13 protein-coding genes are annotated in these 22,381 nt (G+C 29.5%); 1 reads left to right on the top strand and 12 read right to left on the bottom strand.

Features of this window, described 5'->3' with window-relative positions:
* Positions 1–52: 52 nt before the first annotated feature.
* The 8 genes from ABDZ60_RS05205 to ABDZ60_RS05170 all read right to left on the bottom strand — a co-directional run bounded on the left by ABDZ60_RS05205 (position 53) and on the right by ABDZ60_RS05170 (position 17,197).
* Positions 53–2,467, bottom strand: coding sequence for an O-antigen ligase family protein (locus tag ABDZ60_RS05205; protein WP_343776614.1), 2,415 nt, complete (start codon positions 2,465–2,467; stop codon positions 53–55).
* 76 nt (positions 2,468–2,543) lie between these two features.
* Positions 2,544–4,604, bottom strand: coding sequence for an LPXTG cell wall anchor domain-containing protein (locus tag ABDZ60_RS05200; protein WP_343776612.1), 2,061 nt, complete (start codon positions 4,602–4,604; stop codon positions 2,544–2,546).
* Between the two features lie 602 nt (positions 4,605–5,206).
* A complete protein-coding gene (locus ABDZ60_RS05195) occupies positions 5,207–11,674 on the bottom strand; it encodes an endo-alpha-N-acetylgalactosaminidase family protein (protein WP_343776610.1) in 6,468 nt (2,155 codons plus the stop codon).
* A 432-nt stretch (positions 11,675–12,106) separates the two neighbouring features.
* Positions 12,107–13,468: an MFS transporter gene (locus ABDZ60_RS05190; RefSeq protein ID WP_343776608.1), complete on the bottom strand. Its 1,362-nt coding sequence runs from the start codon at positions 13,466–13,468 to the stop codon at positions 12,107–12,109.
* Positions 13,458–14,258 (bottom strand): ABC transporter ATP-binding protein, encoded by an 801-nt coding sequence (locus ABDZ60_RS05185; protein WP_343776606.1) that lies wholly within the window; start codon positions 14,256–14,258, stop codon positions 13,458–13,460. Before ABDZ60_RS05185 ends, ABDZ60_RS05190 begins: the two co-directional genes overlap by 11 nt.
* A 2-nt stretch (positions 14,259–14,260) precedes the next feature.
* Positions 14,261–15,268: a FecCD family ABC transporter permease gene (locus ABDZ60_RS05180; protein ID WP_343776604.1), complete on the bottom strand. Its 1,008-nt coding sequence runs from the start codon at positions 15,266–15,268 to the stop codon at positions 14,261–14,263.
* On the bottom strand, positions 15,268–16,260 hold the full coding sequence (locus tag ABDZ60_RS05175; protein WP_343776602.1) for a FecCD family ABC transporter permease: 993 nt from the start codon (positions 16,258–16,260) through the stop codon (positions 15,268–15,270). Before ABDZ60_RS05175 ends, ABDZ60_RS05180 begins: the two co-directional genes overlap by 1 nt.
* The gene (locus tag ABDZ60_RS05170; RefSeq protein WP_047001972.1) at positions 16,247–17,197 is read right to left on the bottom strand and encodes an iron-hydroxamate ABC transporter substrate-binding protein; all 951 of its coding nucleotides are present in this window, start codon (positions 17,195–17,197) and stop codon (positions 16,247–16,249) included. The genes ABDZ60_RS05175 and ABDZ60_RS05170 overlap by 14 nt, the downstream gene beginning before the upstream one ends.
* 511 nt (positions 17,198–17,708) lie before the next feature.
* On the opposite strand from ABDZ60_RS05170, the gene ABDZ60_RS05165 reads away from it, so the two are divergent.
* Positions 17,709–18,713 (top strand): helix-turn-helix domain-containing protein, encoded by a 1,005-nt coding sequence (locus ABDZ60_RS05165; RefSeq protein ID WP_343776599.1) that lies wholly within the window; start codon positions 17,709–17,711, stop codon positions 18,711–18,713.
* Positions 18,714–18,834: 121 nt separating this feature from the next.
* Here the strand turns inward: ABDZ60_RS05165 and ABDZ60_RS05160 are convergent, their stop codons facing one another.
* From ABDZ60_RS05160 to rhaA, 4 genes are all read right to left on the bottom strand, one after another.
* Positions 18,835–19,254: a nucleotidyltransferase domain-containing protein gene (locus ABDZ60_RS05160; RefSeq protein WP_343776598.1), complete on the bottom strand. Its 420-nt coding sequence runs from the start codon at positions 19,252–19,254 to the stop codon at positions 18,835–18,837.
* A gap of 193 nt (positions 19,255–19,447) precedes the next feature.
* Entirely contained in the window at positions 19,448–20,089 is a 642-nt protein-coding gene (locus ABDZ60_RS05155) for a histidine phosphatase family protein (RefSeq protein WP_343776597.1), read from the bottom strand.
* 183 nt (positions 20,090–20,272) lie between these two features.
* Positions 20,273–21,091 carry a rhamnulose-1-phosphate aldolase gene (rhaD, locus tag ABDZ60_RS05150; protein ID WP_343776595.1) on the bottom strand — a complete coding sequence of 273 codons (819 nt, stop codon included), beginning with the start codon at positions 21,089–21,091 and terminating at the stop codon, positions 20,273–20,275.
* A 25-nt stretch (positions 21,092–21,116) separates the two neighbouring features.
* Positions 21,117–22,373, bottom strand: a complete 1,257-nt coding sequence (gene rhaA, locus ABDZ60_RS05145; protein WP_343776593.1) for an L-rhamnose isomerase — start codon at positions 22,371–22,373, stop codon at positions 21,117–21,119.
* Positions 22,374–22,381: the final 8 nt, after the last annotated feature.

Raw genomic sequence — 22,381 nt, 5'->3', positions numbered from 1 at the left:
CTGATACCTTTTTCCTAAGAAGCTTGCTTCTCAAAATAAAACAAGTGTTCATTTAAATACTATAAACCCAAAATTGAATGCATTGTTCTAAAAATAAACTTGATTTAACTTTTATAAATCCATCTTTAGGATTATTATAAATTATATTCCCATTATCTATATAATTATTGTTGTCTTTATTACTATCTAAAGCATTAAAATAATTTATTCCATTTATAGTTTCAATTCCATATAAAACTAAGTAATGGCCTTCTGTTGTAAAGTCCCCTTGTCTCATTAATGCAACTGCTATATGCTTCCCATCGCTTACAAGTCTTTTTACTTTTGATATTTCATCGCTATTGAATTTTTCTACATTTAACTTATATCTTTCATCTTTTACTACATTATCAAAGAACTTTACTTCAGTATTATTATTACAATATCCATTTTCTATTGAAAACTCTGCCATTTCAATTGGAGTTATTTCTTTTTCTTTTATGGTTGACTGTATCATCGCCATAGCTGTTACCCCACACCCTGTTTTACCTAATGGATTACTATCAGTTTTGTATGGATATCTTGCCCACTTTTCATCTTCTTGATTGAAGTATTTTATTTTGTTTTCATATTTTTTATTTAATAATATATTATAGTCTATATTTTTATCTCTAATATCATCAAAATTTTCTTGTAGTTGATTATTCATATATTTAGCTTTTTTATTTAATTCTTCATAGCTTTTATAATAAGTAGCCTCTAAGTCCCTAATTTTATTTTGGTACTTTTCATCATTAGTTTCTCCATAAAGTTTCATTAAATAATCATATTGCTTTATATATGCTGCTGGATAAAATCTTTCTCTTTCTAAAACCTCTTCACTAAGATTTAGTGCAGTTTCATTTTGTCCTAAAGCTTCATGTAAATAAGAAAGATTCCATATTACCATTGGATCAAAAGGATTAATTTCTTTGCTATCTTCTAATAGTGAGATACCTTCTTTTAAGTAATTTTCATCTTTGCTTTCATCATATAGATTTTTATTTGCTTTAGCTTTATTAAAATACCCTCTATAATCTCTTTTAAAGGAAATATTATTTGAAAAACTGAAAATCTTATCTGATAAATTTGAATTGGTATCTATAAAGTAATTTCCAATTACTATACTTGTCTCAAAAATTATAAAGTAAATAGAAAGACTAGCTATTGTTATATATAAATACTTACTTAAATTAAAAGCTTGTTTTTTATTGTCTTCATATATTCTTTTGTCTTTCTTATTTTCTCCACCTCTTATGTCTCCTAATGCCACTAGCATAACAAGAATTATTGGAAAGGTGCTAAAAGATAAATCAAAATCTAATAATGAATGTAATAATATAGTTCCATACGATAATATTAAAGAAAATTTGTGCTTACTCTTACTTTTAATTAACATCATTAACCCTAAAATAATTACTGTAATAAATATTAAGGCATTTACTATACCTGTATCATATGCAACTTGCAAATAGGAATTATGTATATACTTAACATCATAAAAAGCTGTTGCATTGGCAAATGACTTATATTGAAACATATTTATTCCATTACCTAAAGGATTCTTTATAATACTTTTTATTGAATCTTCATATATAAGAAGCCTTTCTTGTAGGGTTCCTGTATATAATGAAATATTTTTCAATCTATTTATTAGATTATTATTACTAATGATTAATAAAATCAGTGATATTACTCCTAAGCCATAGTATAGCTTATCTCTAAGTCTAATATTTTTAATAAAATAGTAAAGTATAATAAGTATAGGAATTACTAATAGTGAGTAAATCCTTAGTTTCTCCATAATAATATATAGTATAGTTGCACAAAAAAATCCTTCTAGAGATATTATTACTTTAACATTATTATTTTTGTAATCTGAATATAATTTGTAAGCTATGTATATTAACGATAAAACTAGTGTAGTTCTTGAACCTGTAAATAGTAAAGTTAAAAATAGTATTATTTCTATAAATTCTGTAAGATTATCTTTTTTTCTAATTTTGTTTAAATATAAACTAACTAACGCTAATAAAGCATAACTATTTGCATATCCTATATTTCCAAAAACTCTAATTCCTTGATATAACCCATGATAGAAAATATAAAATAAACTAACTACTATTATTGACAAAAGTATATATTTTGAGATTTCATCTTTATTTTCATATTTAATAATATATCCATAAATTAAATAATATATGGCCATATTTAAGTATAGAAAACTTCCTGAAATACTTTCTATATATGGCGAAATTATTAATTGTGATAATAGGATTAATAAACTCATAACTCCTATTATATAGAAATATTTATTTTCCTTAATTTTATTTTTATTTTTTATAATAAAAATACTTCCTACTAAAAACAAAATTAAAGTAGCTAAATTTTCTTTTAAAATTGATGATGGTATTATAAATGGTAGTATTCCTATTATTATTTCAAACATAAACAATCTCCTTGTTTCAAAAAAATCCATGCAATAGATTTCTAACTGCATGGATTTATACTTTTACTAATTTATTTTAAGCATGTTTTCTTTTTCTAAAAAACATAATTCCACCAATAGCAACTATTCCAATTGCTAAAACTAGAATAACATTATTAGATACTACTGATCCTGTTTCTGGAAGATTTCCTTTTCCTGTCTCAGTATTATTATTTGTATTGTCATTTGCTCCTTCTGATGGAGATGAGCCTCCATTAGTATCTGTTACTTTTTCTGCAACAACATATTTAGAAAAGTGTGGTGTCTTAAATGTTATTTTGTTGCCATTTACTACTGTTTCCATAGCTTCAAAAGTTTTTTCTACATCATTGTAATAATAAACTACAAGCTTGTCTTTATTTAATTCCTTAAGATCTTCATCTGTTAAATTTAGAGTAACTTCAGCTAGTCCATCTTTAAAGTTGTGAATATTTAATGATTCATTACCCTTAGTTATAATTAAGTTGAAATCAAATACTTTATTAACTGCTTTAATTTGCTTAATTATATCTGAATTTTCTACAACATCTAATTTAATAGTAACATTATCTGCTCCTTCTAAAAGGCTCTTATCTATTGTAGATAATGGTAAGTTCATTGTTACTCCATTATTTATAGTTATATTTAAAGATCCTGTTCCACTTTTTAATGACTCAACATCTTTTATTAATACTTCTACCTTCTTAGCTGAAGCTTCTGTATTAACCTTAATTTCATTTTTATCATTAGGATTAATTTTAGATACTTCTGCAATCACCTTATCATCTGATGGTATTACTACTACATTCCCATTATCCCCTGGGTTATTTGGCTCTTCTGGCTTATTTGGTTCTTCTGGATTTGAAGGTTCTCCAAGAGCATCTTTTTGAATTATAGCAAATCCATTATAATTTACTAACATTATGTTATCATTACTAAATACCTTCATATTAGTGTAACCTCTTCTTTTATCATCATCAATTAATTTGTTTACAGATTCAGTCACATCTAAAACTTTATGTAATTCATTATTTTCTATTTTACTAATATATACTTTACTATCATCTTGCTCTAATAACCATATTTGTTTTTCATTATCATTTATACTAACTTGTGAATTTTCCAATGTAGTATAATTTTCTTCAAATATATATTGGTTACCTTCTAGTTTATACTTGCTAATTCCATTTGCAGAGTTAAAGTAAAGCCTATTATTTAAGTCTGCTAAATATCTTTCCCATTCTCCATAAAAATCTATTTTACCACTTGAGATAAACTCTCCATCACTAACTTTTATTATACTATCATTAGTTCTTACCCATGAATCGTCATATGTATACTCATGTATATACATATTATTGTTATCAACTATATAATCAAAATCATTCTTTGCTACATATATATAGTCCTTAAATATCACTCCACTATACATATTTTTCCCACTAGTGTAATTTTTATTATCTACTGCAAATTGAATTATTGATTCATTAGTGTAACTACTATATATTCTTACTTTAAGCTGACCACTATCATTTTTATAAGAATAATAGCTATCTCCATTATCTTCATAATACTTATCATCAATATTTATATTGGTATTTACTTCTTCGTTCACTTTATTAATTATTTTTTGTGTTAATTCTTTTGTTAAAGTATTATTATTATATTCTGGGTTACCTGTATAATTTTCATTCCACTTTTCTTTACTTATACTAGAAAACTTATTAGTTTTAAAATCATATTCTTGATAATAGTCACCTTCTGATGCTTGAATATAACTTTTAAAAACTTTAATCAATGACTTACTATTATCATTTTGGGAAGGTATAATTTGAACATCATGATACCCTTCAATTTCTTTCAATACAGTTTCACTTCCAGCCTTTACTAACGAAATTGTTATTTTCCCTTCCCTAAGTTTATCACTTGCATCTCCATAAGCAACTAAGAAAGAGTTTTCATATTGTCCTTCTGCTCTTAAATAATAATCACTTTTTACTAAAGTTGTATATTCATTTTCTGCCGCTTTAGCTATAGTTTGCAACAAACTTGTAGGTAGTAAAGATATTGCCATAAAGTAAGTTAGCATACTAGCTATAAATAATTTAAATTTTCTCATTTTCCCCTCCATTGAAATATAAATATATTTGCAAAATCAACTGCAAGACTTATTATAATATACATATTTTACATATTCAACTAAATTATACTTTATTTTTACAAGTTTTTCTTATATTTTCACTATATTATTTACATTTTACCAATAATTTAATTCATTATTAATTTAAATTCTTAATATAAGTTGGCTAAGGTAAATAGACTGTGAAATAAGCATATAGCGAGAAACTAGAAGTACTTGGTGAAGGAAGACCTACTATGCCTTAGTGTTGTTGGTTTGTCTGAGCACAGCGAGTTTAACCAAAACTCTTGGCATAGTAGTTCTCCCGAGCCTAGTACTTCTTTGCGTAGCTATTTGGCTTATGAAACATATCTATTTATCGTAGCCTTTATATTCGCAATTTGCAACAAATTCTCATTTTATAGGGAACAAGTATCAGGTCTTAATTATAGAATGATTCGTATTTAAAATATAGAGTTTATTTTACATAAGGTATCCTTATAAAAAATGGATTAAGTTTCTATAGATAATAAAAAGGCATGGTCTAGCCTTCTATTAAGAATTCTATCCATGCCCTTCTTCTATAATTGTATCAATTTAGATTACACTTCTATCTTTTTTCTCTTTAAAGTTAATGCAAAAATTCCAAGTGTACTAATTACTAATCCTATAATTAATATATTAGAACTAGTTTCATCTCCTGTTGCTGGTAATTCTGGGGTAGTTGAAGGATTTCCAAGTTCTTTATTCATTAGCTTTGTAATATCAACAAGAGCATTCAATGCTTTATCAACGTCTTTTTGTGTTGCATTATTATCCTTTATAACTTTTTCTACTGCTTTTAATGCTTCTTGATATTTTCCCCAATTTTCTTTTGAGTGATTTTCTTCTTTATAATAAGCTAAACATTCTTTATAAAACTTTTCTAACTTAGTTTTATCTACTTTATCAACTTGAGGTTTCTCAACCTTTAGCAAATTATCTTGTGCTACCTTAAGCTTTGATAAAGCATTATCTATTGCTGATTGTGTTGATGCATTTATATATACTTCCTTAGCTTCTTTCAATGCTTTTACAAATATATCTTTTTCTGCTCCATCTAGATATTTAGCTAAGTTAATTTTTTCAGCTTCTGCAATTGCATTTCCTAATTCATTTCTATTAACTTCTTCTGGTGTCTCTACTAATTTTAATGCTGCTTGTGCTTCTGAAAGAATTTGGATTGCTTTATTAATTTCATCTTGTGAAACTGCATTTCCAATTAAAGCTTTTGAATCTGCTAACGCTTTTACAAATGCATCTTTTTCTGCTCCATCCTTATATAAAGTTAAATTAATCTTTTCTGAATTTGTAATAGCTTCTTCTAAAGCTGTGTAATCTAAGTTTTGATTTTTAACAGTTACTGTACATTCTGCTGCTAAACCTGCTGCATTTGTTATTTTAATCTTAGCAGTTCCTGCACTTATTCCTGTAAGAATACCATTTTCATTTACCTTTATTACATTTTCATCAGAAGAACTCCATACAATACCTTTTAGAACAGTATTTTTTTCATGTTGTGGAGCTAATAACATTTTTTCCCCTACATTAAGTGTTAAGTCTTCTAATGTTGCTGTATCTGCAACCTTTTGTATAAGAACTGGAACAACTTCTGCTACTGCTGCAAAATTACCTTTACCTTGCTCAACATAAATTTTAATTGTTTTTGCAGTAAGTAGTTTATTAAACTTAGCAGTTTCCCAAGCTCCTCCTAGTGTATTCGAGTCTGAAACAATAATAGAATCTGATACTTCTAAAACATTTCCTTCTGCATCTAAAATTTCATATTTGTATTGTTGTACAATACCATTATTTGCACTTGGTCTTTGTTGTAATTTAAATCCTCCAATTTCAATTTCTTTTCCTAAATCTACAGTTAAAATTGCTGGATTATTTTTACTTACAACAAATCCACTACCACTCCAGTTTGAGTGCCAGAATGTAGAAGAATCTCCATCAGTAGTTGCAGAAGCTACTCCACTTCCTGCTCCTTCACCTGTTGGTTCTTCTGTATTTGCACTTGAACTTATATTACTTAATTCCTCTCTTGGAATGTCTATTACAACCTCATCTACAATTTTCATTTCAAATATAACTTCTTCCCCATTTGGAAGTGTTGCTGTAATAGTTGCATTTCCTCCTGCTAGTGCTTTTACAATATTTGCATCCTTATCTATAGCTGCTATATTTTCATTACTTGAAGTCCATTCAATTTTATCAAGACCACTTCCGTAAATTTTAGCTATTTCGCCTTTATAAAGATTTAAACTTGAAAGTGTAACTGCAATAGCATCTTTATCCTCTGTAATTACTAAATTGTCTAGAACAAAGTCTGTTTGTCCCATAGATCCACTGCCTGCTTTACTTCCATTTTCATAAAGACCAATCCAAGTTTGTCCGCTTCCACTACCAATAACTTGCATATTAACATGTTTTGTCTCTCCAGGAGCTTGTGCAAGATACTGTTCTGCTGTAGGAGCAGTATAATTTGTTCCTTCTCCAATTACCATAGCATATGCTTTGTCTGGTCCTGACTGATAATCAAATTCAACATTATATACTTTACCTGCTTCAAAACGGAAGTTTTGTGGAAGAGTCTGATAAATTATTCCTGTATTCGCACCGTGATGCTTTAGTGACCAATTTCCTGAAATTACATCATCAATTAATCTTCCATTCCAGCCTGCTTGTGTATATGGTTCATGTAATTGTGATAAATGTGTTACAGGATCTGAAATTCCTTGTGCAGAGCTTAATACAAATGGATATAACCCTTGCACTACTGTTTCAAAATCTTGCTTAAATACTCCATCTTCATTAAAATTATTTAATTTCTTTTCTACAATACGGATATCATCCATATAAGTAGAGCCTTGTCCTGCTGATCTAGATAAAGTTAATTTTGCAGTACTCTTTTCTGCTACAAATGAAACTTGCATACGTTGCATTTTACTTCCATTCTTTTGATCAGATTGAACATAGTTATTTAAAATTGAGCCTTCAGTATAATTAGAAACTGTCTTACTTCCTGTATTTACTTCTATAGTTGCCTTTGAATTACTGTTATTTTCTACATATATTTCTGCTACATAGTCAATCCCTTCTTTTAAACCAGAAATAGTTGTTGTTACAGATACATTATCCAAAGGATTATTAAATGCTAATCTTTGATCGCCTGTATTTGCTTTTTCTATTACAACTGATTCATTTTCTATATCTCCTGACCATTCATCTGAAGATAATTTTTCTCCAGCTGCATATCCATTAAATCCTGGATCTATAACATAATCAGATTCACCAAAATTATTTTTTAGCTCCTTAATTTCTGCACCCTTTGCTAATACATAGGCTGTAGCTGCTTTAGCCTCTATATTTATAGAGCCATTATTTACAGGAATATTCACTTCATTTATACGTCCTTGATCAGAAAGTTCATACATTACAACATTTCCAAGTCCTTCCCATCCATTTGGAAGATTCCATGTAGTTTTTCCACCTTCTAAATTCCAGTGGTATAATTTTTCCGATCCATCCTCATCTGTCCATGGTAATAAATATTCAACATCATTTAATACTACTTTGCCATTTAAAGTTATTGTACGTTCAATATTATCATCGCTTCTTTGCTTTTCATTTCTTGTTACAACAACTTCATCTCCTGCATCATTTTTCAATGTGATTTGTTTTTCGTGATTTCCCACTGGTGATTGTCCAGCTTGATAGTTCTCCCAATCTGTTACATAATAATGTTGTAAGAATTTAGTAGGTAGATTTTGATTAAATGTTTGTAGAATGTAGTTATTAAAGTTTTTATCTCCACCCCATCCTTCAAATCCATATAATCTGTATCCTCCAAGCAATGGATTATCTGCTGTTCCTCCATACTTTGGATAATTTAACACTTGTGAATCTCTATGATCGTTTCTGATGAAACGAATAATATCACTATTAAATCCTTTTGCACTTGCTCCACCATAAGCCGCATCTGTTGACCAATGTTGCCATGTAGAATCATATTCTCCTTGCGCACTAAATTCTGTTGTGAATCTCCAGCCAAGAGAATTTATTTCTTTTGCAACATTTCTTGTTTCCCATGCATCTTGATACCATACGTCAAGATATATAAAATCCATATTATCTTTACGACTTTCAGCATCAGCTTTAATTTCTTCTTTTGTTGCAGTTACTTCACCTAGTGAATTTTCTACTGCTTGTGGCCATTCTCTATTATAGAAATCTGTTCCATTAATACGATCATATAATTGTACAAGACGTTTCCATCTTGCTTGACTTGATAAATCCCAAAGCTTATCTATTACATGTGACTGATCTAACCATCCCCATCCATTTCCAAATGGTTTTTGTAACATATCTTCATTAAATGAAGCTGCTTCTGGATATACTTCTTGTGCATTTATGTGGATACCAATGTCAGTATTATAATCATGTGCAATTTTAATTAAACTTTGGAAATCTTCTACTCCACCTTGTCGTTCTGCAATATCTGCATATTCTGAATTTGCAGAATCATGACCTTCATTTCCATAGCCCTTTAATACAACTGATTGTGGAAGTCCATCTGTTGCAAGATATACTTTTTTAATATTATCAGCTGTTGTTAAATAAGGGTTAGATGCCATACTTGCAAAATTCATAACAATACGGTGGTTTACCATATCTTTTACTGTTTCTGATTTATACGGGATATTCATAATATCACGGAATGCAAGTGCTCCATCATTCCAGTCAATATCTTTATCTCCATTTTCATCTGCTGCAATAGATACTTTTGTACATGGTAAATCACTTACTGGATAAGCTTCATATTGGCTAGCTGCTGCTTGTCCCCTCTTATCTCCTAATTCATAATACCATGCTGCACTTGTAAGGCTAATTGAATCCGCACCATTATTTCTAACAACACGTTTATCGCCTTCAGCTTCTGAATTACTATAAAGACCTGCACTTAACTTTTCATTTGTAAGGAATCCATATAAATATGAATCTGTTTCTGATGGAATAAATCCATTTTTAAAATCTATAAAAACATCTCCACTTACTGTAGTTGTTGTAGATGTTTTTGCGCCTGCAAAATTAGAACCTTCTTCTACAGCATCTATTGTTATAAGATTTAAGCCTGGAACATTAATGGTTGCAATCTTAGCACAACCTTCTGCCTTATCTAAGGATATTACTTCCCATGTTAAATCATTTTCCTTTACACTTACTTTTACCTTCATATTTAAATCAATATTATTTTCAGTATTCTTAACATGCATTGCATATATTCTGAAGTTTTCAGCATCTTCTTCCACTGTAACAGTTGGCTCAATTGTTACACCATTGATTGCTATTGTATTAATATCAGTCTCATTACCACGGAAATATTGATCTTTTACCTCTTCTCCATTTTCAAGCATTTGATATCTGGCAACAACTGGGAAGTCTTTTCCTATATATACTTTCATTCTATCTGATGCTATACTATCATATTGTGTTAAATCTAAAGGTGCCTTTTCTTCCAATATAACATCTATTATATTAGCTTTATCTTCAATATTTATAACTTTAGAATATGCTTCATAACCTGGTTTTGTAACAGCCATATTATACTGTCCAATTTCTAATCCATCAAACTGATACTTACCATTTATATCTGCTTCAGTTGAATTTACACCTATACGTACAACTGCCCCTGGAATTACTTTTCCATCTTTTGTTGAAACAGTTCCTGATGCAGGTACAAGTTTTGAATACTTTTCCTCAAAAATTTGTCCTTGACGGTTTGCACAGAATACCCAATTATCTTCCATACAATTTATTCCGTTATATTTTACATCTGAAAAAGAAATTGTTGTTGCTCCATTTGTCTTTACACCAAATCTTCCTTTCCCAGCATTTTTGTTAGCAAAGGTAATCAAATCTTGATTTGTAACTCTAGATGTAACTCCATTAACTGTTACTGATAATGTTTCATTGCTTATTGATATAGACATTTGTAATTCTTCACCTTCAACAGGTGTAGGAAGACCTGGAATCTTTGGATAAGAACCTCTTCCATCTAAATTATATTGGTAATACCATTGACTACTTGAGTCATATCCAACATATAGCCAATTATTATCGTTTACATAAGTATAAAAAACTCCCCAGTTATTGCTTGGCTTTAACTTTAATGAAAGTTGTCCTGAAGCTTCCATCTTTTTATCGTTATCAAGTAATAAAACTGGTGCTTTTGTATTTGCATTACCATAAGCATGTCCTCCACCATTGTTAGATCCTCCTGTTAAAACAAACCACTTTTCCCCTTGTTCAGATGGTGTCTCCTCTTGTGATTCTCCTGGAATCTCTACTGCTGGTTCCCATAGTTGCCCTGCAAGATTTTCCTTATATAATGTCCATGTATTATAGTTACTATCCCCAACTACTACATTTGAGAAATATATATCAGTGTATTCTTCTTGATATCTAGCGGCTCCAAATCCTATTTGTCCATTTTGATCCTTCAGACTAATAAATTCAGCTGTCTTAATTAAAGCTTCTCCACTTTTACCACTTGTCTTATTTTCTACACTTACTTTAAGCCCATCTTCTTGATATTGTGTATTAATGTTTACTATATCATTTTGATTTAATTCTGGTAGTCCATTAACTGATGGATAGCCTGTGCCACCATTCTTATATTCTATAAACCAACCTGTTACTCCATCATACCCGATATATCCCCAATGATTATCATCTACATATTTTGTTACAAAACGAAATCTTGTATGATTCTTTGTACTTCCTACTTTCATTTGAAAACTAATTGACTCATTTGTAATATCATTTTTATCTGATAGCACAAAAGCCTCTGGAGTCGTACTGCCAAAATGACCATTACCATTACCACTTCCAGCTTTTATGTGTGCTGCAATTTTGGGTGCTGCTAAAACATGTAAAGATGGCAACAGGCATGTTGAAAAAAATACAGTAAACGCTATCAACGCTGACCAAAACCTTTTCATTTTCCCTTTTATAATATTAACCATATACATAAACTCCTTTCCCTTAGTTTAAATTTGTGATTGTACTAAATTTTATCAGCTTTTTATCTTTCCTCCTTTCATTTCTCTCCTTCATTTGAAAGTTTCTTACCCTATTATTATAAAATGTAAAATATGTTCTTTTATAATAATAGGAATTTACAAATGTATCTTTTTATTAATCTTTACCCTTTTAGAAATTTTTCTAAACACTGTATTTATATAGTGAATTTGGGTATAAATAGTATGAGCTAATTTTACATTATTTATTAGTAATAAAATATTATTATGTTAGTGAAAAGTTATATTATCTTGCTGTATTTTTTCTCTTTAGATATAGCTTTAACAACTTAACTTCTATAAACAATTTAACCAAATATTCTTGAAATATAATTTCCTATAAAGCAAAAAAAACTCCCTAAGGAGTTTTGACAACAATTATACATTATTCATTTCATCTATTGCTCTTACATTCCACTTAACAAAAATTACAAGTGCAATATTAGCTGCTGCCGTTATAAGTAAAATTATTCCTATTGGTATTCCGGCTTCTATTACCTGCCCGTATAATAATTGCCCTGGGGCTACACTTATAGTTGCAATGGCTGTTGAAAAGGCTGAAACTTTACCTAACATTTCTAATGGTACTTCCTTTTGTATAAATGTTAATGTTAGTACATTTGATAATGATAAAGACATCATAATTGCCATACCAGAAATGCCAAATAAAACTGCTAATACATAGTTATTTGCTTTCACGGCTCCTAATGAAGACATTAGTAAAACTCCTGCAATCATTGGAAAATATGTATAATGTACCTTTTTCATTGAAAACATCTTTGGTTTTATGCTTATCCAAAATCCTCCTATTATCATTCCTAAAACAAATATTCCCTCAACTATTCCATAAATTTGTGATGGTAATCCTAAGAAAATATTTATAAAGTATGGTGCTAGTATTGTTAGCACTGGAACTAAAAAGATATTACATAAAGCATATGAAGCTATAATTCCAAGAACAACCTTTTTCTTTTTTGATAGATATTTGAAGGTTTTGTACATATCTATAAAGGAATCTTTTATAAATCTTACTGATAAAACTTTGTTTTTAGGTTTATTTCTTGTTATTTCAACTGTTGGTGCTATCTCCATATCAGATATATCTGTAACTAAATTTAGATCTTTTTTATCTAAAGAACTAACATTAAAAGCTTCTTCTTCATATACAGTCTTAATTACATCTGGAATATCTAAAAACATTTCCATTACTGCTGAAGCAAAAAAACTAATTGCATTTATTATGACTATTAATTTTAATCCAACTATTCCATATAAAATTCCTGCAAGTATTGGTCCTAAAAAATTTACTACTGATCCTACTTGACTTATTATTCCATTGGCACTTGTTAGTTTTTCTTCATCTACTACTTGTGGAATTGAAGCTGTTACTGCTGGTCCATATAATGTATAGCATATTGATAGCATAAACATAACTGCTGCAACTATCAACTTATGATCATTTCCACTAAATACTACAAAGGCATACCCTCCAATTAGTATTGAGCAGAAAAGGTCCAAATAAACCATTATCTTTTTTCTATTTACATTGTCTGATAACATCCCAGCAATTGGTGCAAATAAGATATATGGTATTGTTGATATAGCTAATATATTTGCAAAGGTAGCTGTACTACCTGTAAACTCTAGTAAGTATAAGGACATACTAAATCTTTGAATTGCGTTTCCAAACAAAGATATAATTTGCCCTATAACTATTATTATAAAATTTTTATTTTTCATGTTCACCCCTTAGAAGTTCATATTCCATACATATTGGATATTCTCCATTTTCACTCCTTTGAAGATTAGCCTCTACTCCATATATTTCTTTTAAAGTACATTTCGTAATAACATCTATTGGTTTTCCCTGACAAATAACTTTTCCCTTTTTAAGACCTATTATGTTATCTGCGAACCTACAAGCATTATTAAGTTCATGAAGTACTATAACTACTGTAATTTTCTTTTCCTTATTAAGTTTTTTTAGTACTTCTAATACCTCAAGTTGATATGACATATCCAAGTAAGTTGTAGGCTCATCAAGCATTATAATATCCGTTTCTTGAGCTAAAGTCATAGCAATCCATGCCCTTTGTCTTTGCCCTCCAGATAAATTTTCAACTTCTCTATCTGCAAACTCTAAAAGTCCAGTTTCTTCAATTGCCCAATCAATAACTTCTTTATCATGGCTATTTAATCCACCTATCATCTTTTGGTGTGGAAATCTCCCGTAAGCTACAAGTTCTCTTACTGTAATCCCACTTGGACATACTGGTCCTTGAGGAAGAAATGCTACTTCTTTTGCTATAGATTTTTCTTTTATTTTCTTTATATCTTTACCATTAATTAAAATATTTCCAGACCTTGGCTTATTAATTCTTGCTATTGTTTTTAAAAGAGTTGATTTTCCACAACCATTTGCTCCAATTATTATACTAACTTCACCCTTTGGTATAGATAGATTCATATTTTCAATTATTATATTATTTTCATATGAAACTGATAAATTCTTTATACTAATAGCTTCCATAATTATTTCTCCTTCATCATTAAATAAATAAAATATGGTACTCCAAATATTGATACAGTAATTCCAACTGGAATTTCAATTGGAGAAAATAAATTTCTTGAAACTGAGTCTGCAAGAAGAATTATTATAACACTTATTATTGCTGATATTGAAACAAAGTGCTTATGATAAGGTCCAACTAGTTTTCTTGCAATATGAGGAGATACAAGTCCTAGAAAGCCAATGTTTCCTGCAAAAGCTGTTGCAGTTCCTGCTAATATAACTACATAGCTTAAAAACTTTTTTCTTTCTTTTTCTATATTTAATCCTAAAGATATTGAAAGCTCATCTGAGAGATTTAAAATATCTAATTTCTTATGGTTTAACAATACTAATATGAACATTAAAGTTATTATTGGTATAATTACTTTAGCATAACTCCACCCTGATCCCCAAAGGCTTCCTGATGTCCAAACTAAAACTCTGTTGTAATCTCCAACTCCCCCTCTAAATGTACTAAATACTATAAATGCATTAAGAGCTGAATTCATACCTATACCAATTAAAAGTAATCTTTTTGGCTTTATTCCATTTTTGCTAGATAACATATACATTATAAATGAAGAAACTGCTGCTCCAATTATAGCCATAAAGGGAAGAACAAAAATAGATAAAGAACCAAGCTCACTATAATAATTTGCTGTTTTATATGTAATGAATAAAACTGCTGCAACTGCTGCTCCTGCATTTATACCTATAATTCCTGTTTCTGCTAAATCATTTTTAGTTATGGTTTGAAGTATTGAACCTGCTGTAGATAATGCAACTGCTACAAATATTCCAACTAACATTCTTGGAAGTCTTATATTTAAAATTGCTGTATTTTGAAGTTTTGTCCCTTTTCCAGCTAAAACATTGATAACTTCTAGTGGAGATATTTTATAGGTACCCCAGCATAGTGTAACTAAGAAGGAGGCTATTAATAAGATTAATAAAATAATTAAAACTATTCTAAATCTTTTCTTTTTCATTATCCTCTCTCCTTTCTAGCCACAGCTATAAAAAATGGTATTCCTATTAAAGCTGTAAATACTCCAATTGGAGTTTCATATGGATCTAATAACATTCTTGCTGCAACATCTGCAAATGTTAAAAGTGTTGCTCCTAATAAAAATGAACATGGTATATTTCTTCTATAATCTTCACCTAATATTTTTCTAACTATTTGTGGAACAATAAGTCCAACAAAAGCTATATTTTTTCCAACTGCTACTGCTGCTGCACACATTGGTATAATAACCATAAGTGTTGTAAATCTTATTTTTTCTGGATTCTGCCCAAGTCCAATTGCAACATCATCTCCAAGGCTTAGAATATTGATTTTAGGTGATAATAAAATTCCTATAATAAGTCCTATAATTCCTACCCAAAACACTAACCTAAAATCTGCCCAACTTGCATTTCTAAAACCACCAGATACCCAAAATCCTATCATTTGAGATTGATTTGATAAAAGTCCTATTATAGTTGTTAAAGAAATGAAAAATGTACTCATAGCTGTTCCTGCTAAAAGTATCTTTGCAATGGAATTATTATTTGCTTTTTTAGATATAAATCCTAAAACTATTAATCCTGTTATAAGTGCTCCTATTAAAGATGCTATCATAACATTTTTAATATTTACTGATATTCCTGCTGCATAAAATATTGCTATAACTAGTGTTGCTCCTTGGCTGACTCCCAGAATTGAAGGTTCAGCTATTGGATTTCTTGTAACACCTTGAATCATTGCTCCTGTTACTCCTAAAATTCCCCCTGTAAATAATACAGATAAAGCTCTTGGAATACGAACATCCCTAATTAACATAAGCTCAAGTGTTTCACTGTAATTAAAGATACTGTCCCAAATCTCTGAAAAGCCAATATGGACAGCCCCTAGCCTTACAGCTAGAAGCAGTCCTATTGTTAGAAGTAACATACTACAAATTGTAAAAATTATCGTACACTTCTTACTTTGTTCCATTTAACATTTCACCTATTTCATCTATTAATAATTCCCTACCTATTGAGCTGTATCCTTGATTAAAATATGGTGATGATTGTAGTTTAACTACTTTTCCTTCTTTAACTGCTGGTAAGCTGTTCCATATAGCGTTGCTTTCAAGTTGTGCTAAATCTTCATCTGTTGCTATTAAGAATATATAATCTGATTTAATTGATGCTAATCCTTCATATGTAACTACTGGAAGACTAATATCACTTTGTTCTGGCATTCCTTCTGGTTTAGCAAGGCCCATATCTTCATATAAAACATTTCCAAATCCTGCTCCATCAAATATAAAGAATTGTCCACCACTTGCTAAGAATGAAAGATAAGTTGTAGATTCACCATATTCTTTTTTAACTTTATCTCCAGCTTCTTTTGCTTTTGATTCATAATTTGAAATCCACTTATTTGCTGCTTCTTCCTTATTAAATACTTTTGCAAATGCCTTAACATCTTCTTTCCAGTTTAATGCTTCTAATTTAATCATAACTGTTGGAGCAATTTCATTTAATTGATCATACATTTTTTCTTGAACTGTTGATATAACTATTAAATCTGGGTTTAAGTTCATAACTGCTTCTACATCCATAGTATCTTGCATGCTATATCCTAAAATTTCTGCTCCCTTTAATGTTTCTTCTAAATATGCAGGAAACTTAGTATAGTCATAAGCATCACTATTTGCTGTTCCTATTACCTTATATCCTAATATAGATAAAATATCACTATTCCCACTTAAATCCACTATTCTTTGAGGTTCTGCTGGAATCTCAACTTCTCCTCTAACATCTGTTACCTTTACAGTTTTATCTGATGCTTTATTTTCAGTTGTAGTTCCATTTGTACCACATCCTACAAGCATTATTGCAGTAACACATGATGCAACTATTGTTTTTAATAAATTCTTCTTCATATATATACCTCCCATTATTTAGTTCACAGTGCACAGGGCACAGTTCACAGTTTTTGTTTAGTTCACAGTGCACAGGGCACAGTTCACAGTTTTTGTTCAGTTCATTGTGCACAAGGCACAGTTCACAGTTTTAGTTCAGTTCACAGGGCACAGGGCACAGTTCACAATTTTGTTCAGCTCATTGTGCACAGTTTTTACTATTATGTATTAATTAATTTTTTATTGATAATACTTTTCACTTGTTTATTACATTAGTAATTGTATGTGATATTCATTCTCAATTCAATATCTGCATCTAATTTGATAATTTTATCATCCAATATAATAATTTTTATATTGAAATTATGGATTTTCTGCTATAATAATTTTTATATAGGAAACAAGTTTATTTAGTGCACAGTTTTTATTCAGGGCACACTGGCTTTGTAAAATTTATTATTTCCTAAGGGAAAAATTTTATTAATATAATAAGATATTTTTATAATTAAAAATAGGGGGACATTAAAAACAAATGATATCAAAATCAACTTATGAGTTTCAAAAAGAAGTTTTGAGTAATATGACATTTTCACCTCATTCTATGGGAAACTACACTATATATAAGAATGATGATAGGCCCGATCTTGGGTATTTTATTAAATATAGTCGAGAAGGATACTATGATTTTGGAGTTGGTGATTATACTATACCAAATGAATTTTCTTTATCTTTTAATCATAAAGAACCAATAATGCGTTTTGGTACTGTATATACTGGGGTTACAAAGTTTAAGATAGAAAATAACCCAATCTCTTCTTTTTCTCCATCTTCATTTTTTGTTGTGGAAAAAAATATAAAAGGATCTCAAGTATGGAAAAAGGGACAACACTTTCATGGAGCAGAAATAACTATTTATAAAAAGTTTTTTGATGATATTATAGATAAAAACTTTCCTAATACACTTGGTTTTAATAACTTTATAACTAATTATACTTATCGCTATCTTCCTCTGGAAATAGCAACTATTGTTCAACAATTAAGAAACTTAGTACAAGCTAATAAATTAACTTTATTATATTTAGAAAGTAAGATTCTAGAAGCAATTGCTTTAATGTCACAAGAAATTCAATGTTCGATTGAAAATACTTTTACAAATCAATTAGATTATGGTGATATTATCATTGGAAAAAATAGACGAGTTTCACTAACAGCTTCTGATGTAAATGCACTACAAAAAGCCCATGAAATCTTAACAAAGGAGGCATGCAATCCCCCTACAATAAATACATTAAGTAAGATGGTATTTTTAAATGAGCAGAAATTAAAAGCAGGATTTTCATCAAAATATCATATGTCAATTAGCCAATATACTACATCTATTAAAATGAATATTGCAGAAAACTTATTATCCACAACAGATTTAAGTATTGATGAAATTTCTAAAATGGTTGGATATAATTATTGCGGAAACTTTGTAAAGATGTTTAAAAAGACTCATGGAAAAACACCGCTGGCTTTTAGGAAAATGAAAGAATAGTAATATTTGGCGAAGCAAAATTTCTAGTGCACAGTTCACAAGGCACAGCTCACAGTTGGTTTCATTTTTTTAGGGAACAGGTAGCAGGTATCAGGGAACAGAGAACAGGGAACAAGCTCAATTATAGTCTGCTACCATTAATATCCTCCAAAAGCTTACTATCTTCTCTTGTTTTTCTTATGAGCCATTCATTTTCTCTTAAATATTTATTTACATATAATCTAAAATCAATTTCCTTAAATTCATCTATAATTAATTTATTTTTACTGTCTAAATATTGCTTTGCTAACCTATTATCATAGTCGCTCATGTTTAAGAATGTTAAATGTATATTTTCATAATTGAAGAACTTCTTCAATATAGGCAAAATTATCTCCTCTAAATTAATTTCATCCATAATATCGTATCTTTTTATCATTAAAACTAAGATATCTATATCACTATTGCCTTCTCTCCAGTATTTAGTGCCATAGCTTCCAAACACGGCTAATGAAATTAATTTATCGATTTTATTAAGTTTTAAATCATTTAATAATTTCATAATATCATTCCTTATCTTTTAACAATTTTCTATATACTATATTTTAACATATATATTCTTCCAATCATCAGATAATTTAAATATTAAGAATGAAAAAGTGATTTTCTATATTAGGATTAGTTATCATATATGCTAAATTGGATAATTTATATTTAAAGATTATTTATATAGTTTTAATTCTTTCCTATATATTTTATTTAAATTCATTAAATTCCTTCTTTGCATATTCATGATGTTTCATGCATGCAACTAAAGGCATATCATATCCATCTTCTTTGAAGTTTATTTCTGTAAGGCTTGTCTGTTTTATAAATGGTGGATCCCATAAAGTATCTATATCTCTATTTTCTAATGCTGTTAAGTAGGACTTTAGTGTAATTGTATGAGTTACAATTAAAATAGTTTTGCCCTTTTCTTTTTCTAAAATTTCATTTATTGCTTCAAAGGCTCTTTCTTTTACTTCGTAGAAACTTTCTCCATTTCCTGTTGGTATATATTTAGATGGTACATTCCAAAAGTTATAATAATTTTCTTCACTTAAAGATTTCATTTCTTCTTGATTTAAGCCTTCCCATCCACCAATCCTTATTTCTTTAAGTCCATCGTGAGTAATCAAAGGAATATTTCTATCTCCTTTAACTATTTTTGCAGTATTAAAAGCTCTTCCTATTGGGCTGGCATATATAACGTCTATATGTAAATCCTTCATTCTATCTCCAAGCCATCTTGCTTGATTTTTTCCTAATTCAGTTAATGGTGAATCTCCCCATCCCTGCATTATTCCTTTTTCATTCCATTCTGTTTCTCCATGTCTTGTTAAATATAATTTAGTCATAAAATACTCTCCTTTTAATATCTCTTGTATTTACTTAATTATATTATACTTGTCTTCTATATTATTTTCAGTATTCATTTTGATTTATATATAAAAGATTGTTGATAGCTTAGCCACCAACAATCTTTTAAAACACATATATATGATGTAATTACCATTGCATACTGAATTACAAATATTTTATTATTTCAAATATTCTTCTGAAATACTTACCTTAAAATCTCTAGCTAAATCTCTAAAGTTTTGTGAACTTATAGTTTGTCTCTTTCCACCCATGGATAAAACTTTTACAAGTATTTCAGCAGATTTTTCTACAGTATCCATAAGACCAAATGTTAAGTCTAAGTCTTCTCCTGAGCAAAATACTCCGTGATGAGCCCATATTACTATGTCATGTTTTTTCATTAATTCACTTGTAGCTTCTGCAATTTGCGCTCCACCTGGAACCATCCATGGCACAACTCCTATTCCACTTGGAAATACTACTGGGCACTCTGTAGCCATTTCCCATAATTCTCTTGTAAATACTACTCCATCAAGCGGTAATACAAATGTTAATGCTATTATATTAGTTGCATGAGAATGCATTATAACTCTATGCTTTCCACTTGTTTGCTCATATTTAACACAATGACTCATAAGGTGTGATGGAAGTTCACTAGTTGGTCTAGCTCCATTTATAAGCCCCCAAACAATTTTGTAGTTTTCTCCTGTTTCATCTATTTTAACTATCCCCACATTAGCTTCTAAATTAATACCTACATTTCTTATAAACTTTCCACTTCCAGTTACTAAGAAATATTCATTAGCTAAGTTTTCAACCTTTACTCCAATTGATTTATATTCTGTAGCTTCATCTATCAGATCTTTAATTTCATTAACTTCTTCTTTTGTTAATCTATAAGTAATATTTCCGCCGTTTCTTTCATGCCAACCCTTAAGCCAAGCATCGTTAGTCATTTTTTGAAAGTTTTTGATAAATTTAATATCATTCATTTTCATTCCTTATTCCCACCTTTGCAATCCATTAATTTCTTTTTGATAACTCAATTTCTTCGTATTCTTTAACTTCTTTTATCCAAGCTTCCCCTACTGGAACATTATTCTTTTCACAGTAATAATTCCATATGTCTCCCATTGGATAAGTTTTCAATTCTTCCATTAAAGCTAATCTTTCTGTAAAGTTACCTTGATCTTGATATTTCTTTAATAATTCATTAGGTGTAAGCATTGCTGACAATAATGCTTTAATCATGTTTCTTGTACCTATAGTCCATGCTGCTATTCTATTTATGCTTGCATCAAAGAAATCAAGACCTATTATAACTCTATCTAAAGCATCATTTCTCACTATTTCTTTTGCAATTTCTTTAAGCTCATCATCGAAAATTACTACATGGTCACTATCCCATCTAACTGGTCTACTTACATGAAGTGCTAATTTTTCATTGAATAAAAGCATGGCTGATAGCTTGTCCGAAACTACTTCTGTTGGATGATAATGTCCTGTATCCATTAAAGACAATATGTTATTTCTAGCTGCAAAGTTTATATAAAATTCGCTTGATCCTACTGTATAGCTTTCTACACCTATTCCAAATACCTTAGATTCTACACAATCTAAATTATATTTTTTATCTATATCGACTGCATAAATTTGTTCTAAAGAATCTTTAAGTCTTGCTCTTGGTCCTAATCTATCACTTGGAATATCTTTATATCCATCTGGTATCCAAAGATTTGTTACACAAGTTTGGCCAAGTTCTTTTCCAAAATATTCTCCTATTTTCCTTGAAGCTATTGAATGTCTTATCCAAAAATCTCTTATGTCCTTATTAGGATGAGATAAAGTTAAGCCATCACAAGCTTTTGGATGTGAAAATATAGTTGGATTAAAATCTAATCCTAGTTCTTTTTCTTTAGCCCAATTTACCCAATTTTCAAAATGCTCTGGCTTTATTTCATCTCTTTCTATAACTTCACCATTTGTTTCTGCATATATTGCATGTAAGTTAACTTTATGTTTACCTGGAATTAAAGATAATGCCTTGTCTAGATCTTTTCTTAATTCTTCTGCATTTCTAGCTTTTCCTGGGTAATTTCCTGTAGCTGCAATCCCTCCTGAAAGTTCACTTTGTGAAACCTCAAATCCAGTTACGTCATCTCCTTGCCAGCAGTGGATTGAAATCTTAACCTTTTTAAGATCTTCTAATACTTTATCTACATTAATTCCAAATTTCTCATAATCTTTTTTTGCTTCTAAATATCTTTCTTTTATATTCATAATGTCCT

This window comes from Clostridium sartagoforme (genome assembly GCF_039521405.1).
Taxonomy (GTDB): Bacteria; Bacillota; Clostridia; order Clostridiales; family Clostridiaceae; genus Clostridium; species Clostridium sartagoforme.
Note: the sequence above shows the minus strand (reverse complement) of the source record. Positions and strands in the feature narration are given on the sequence as shown.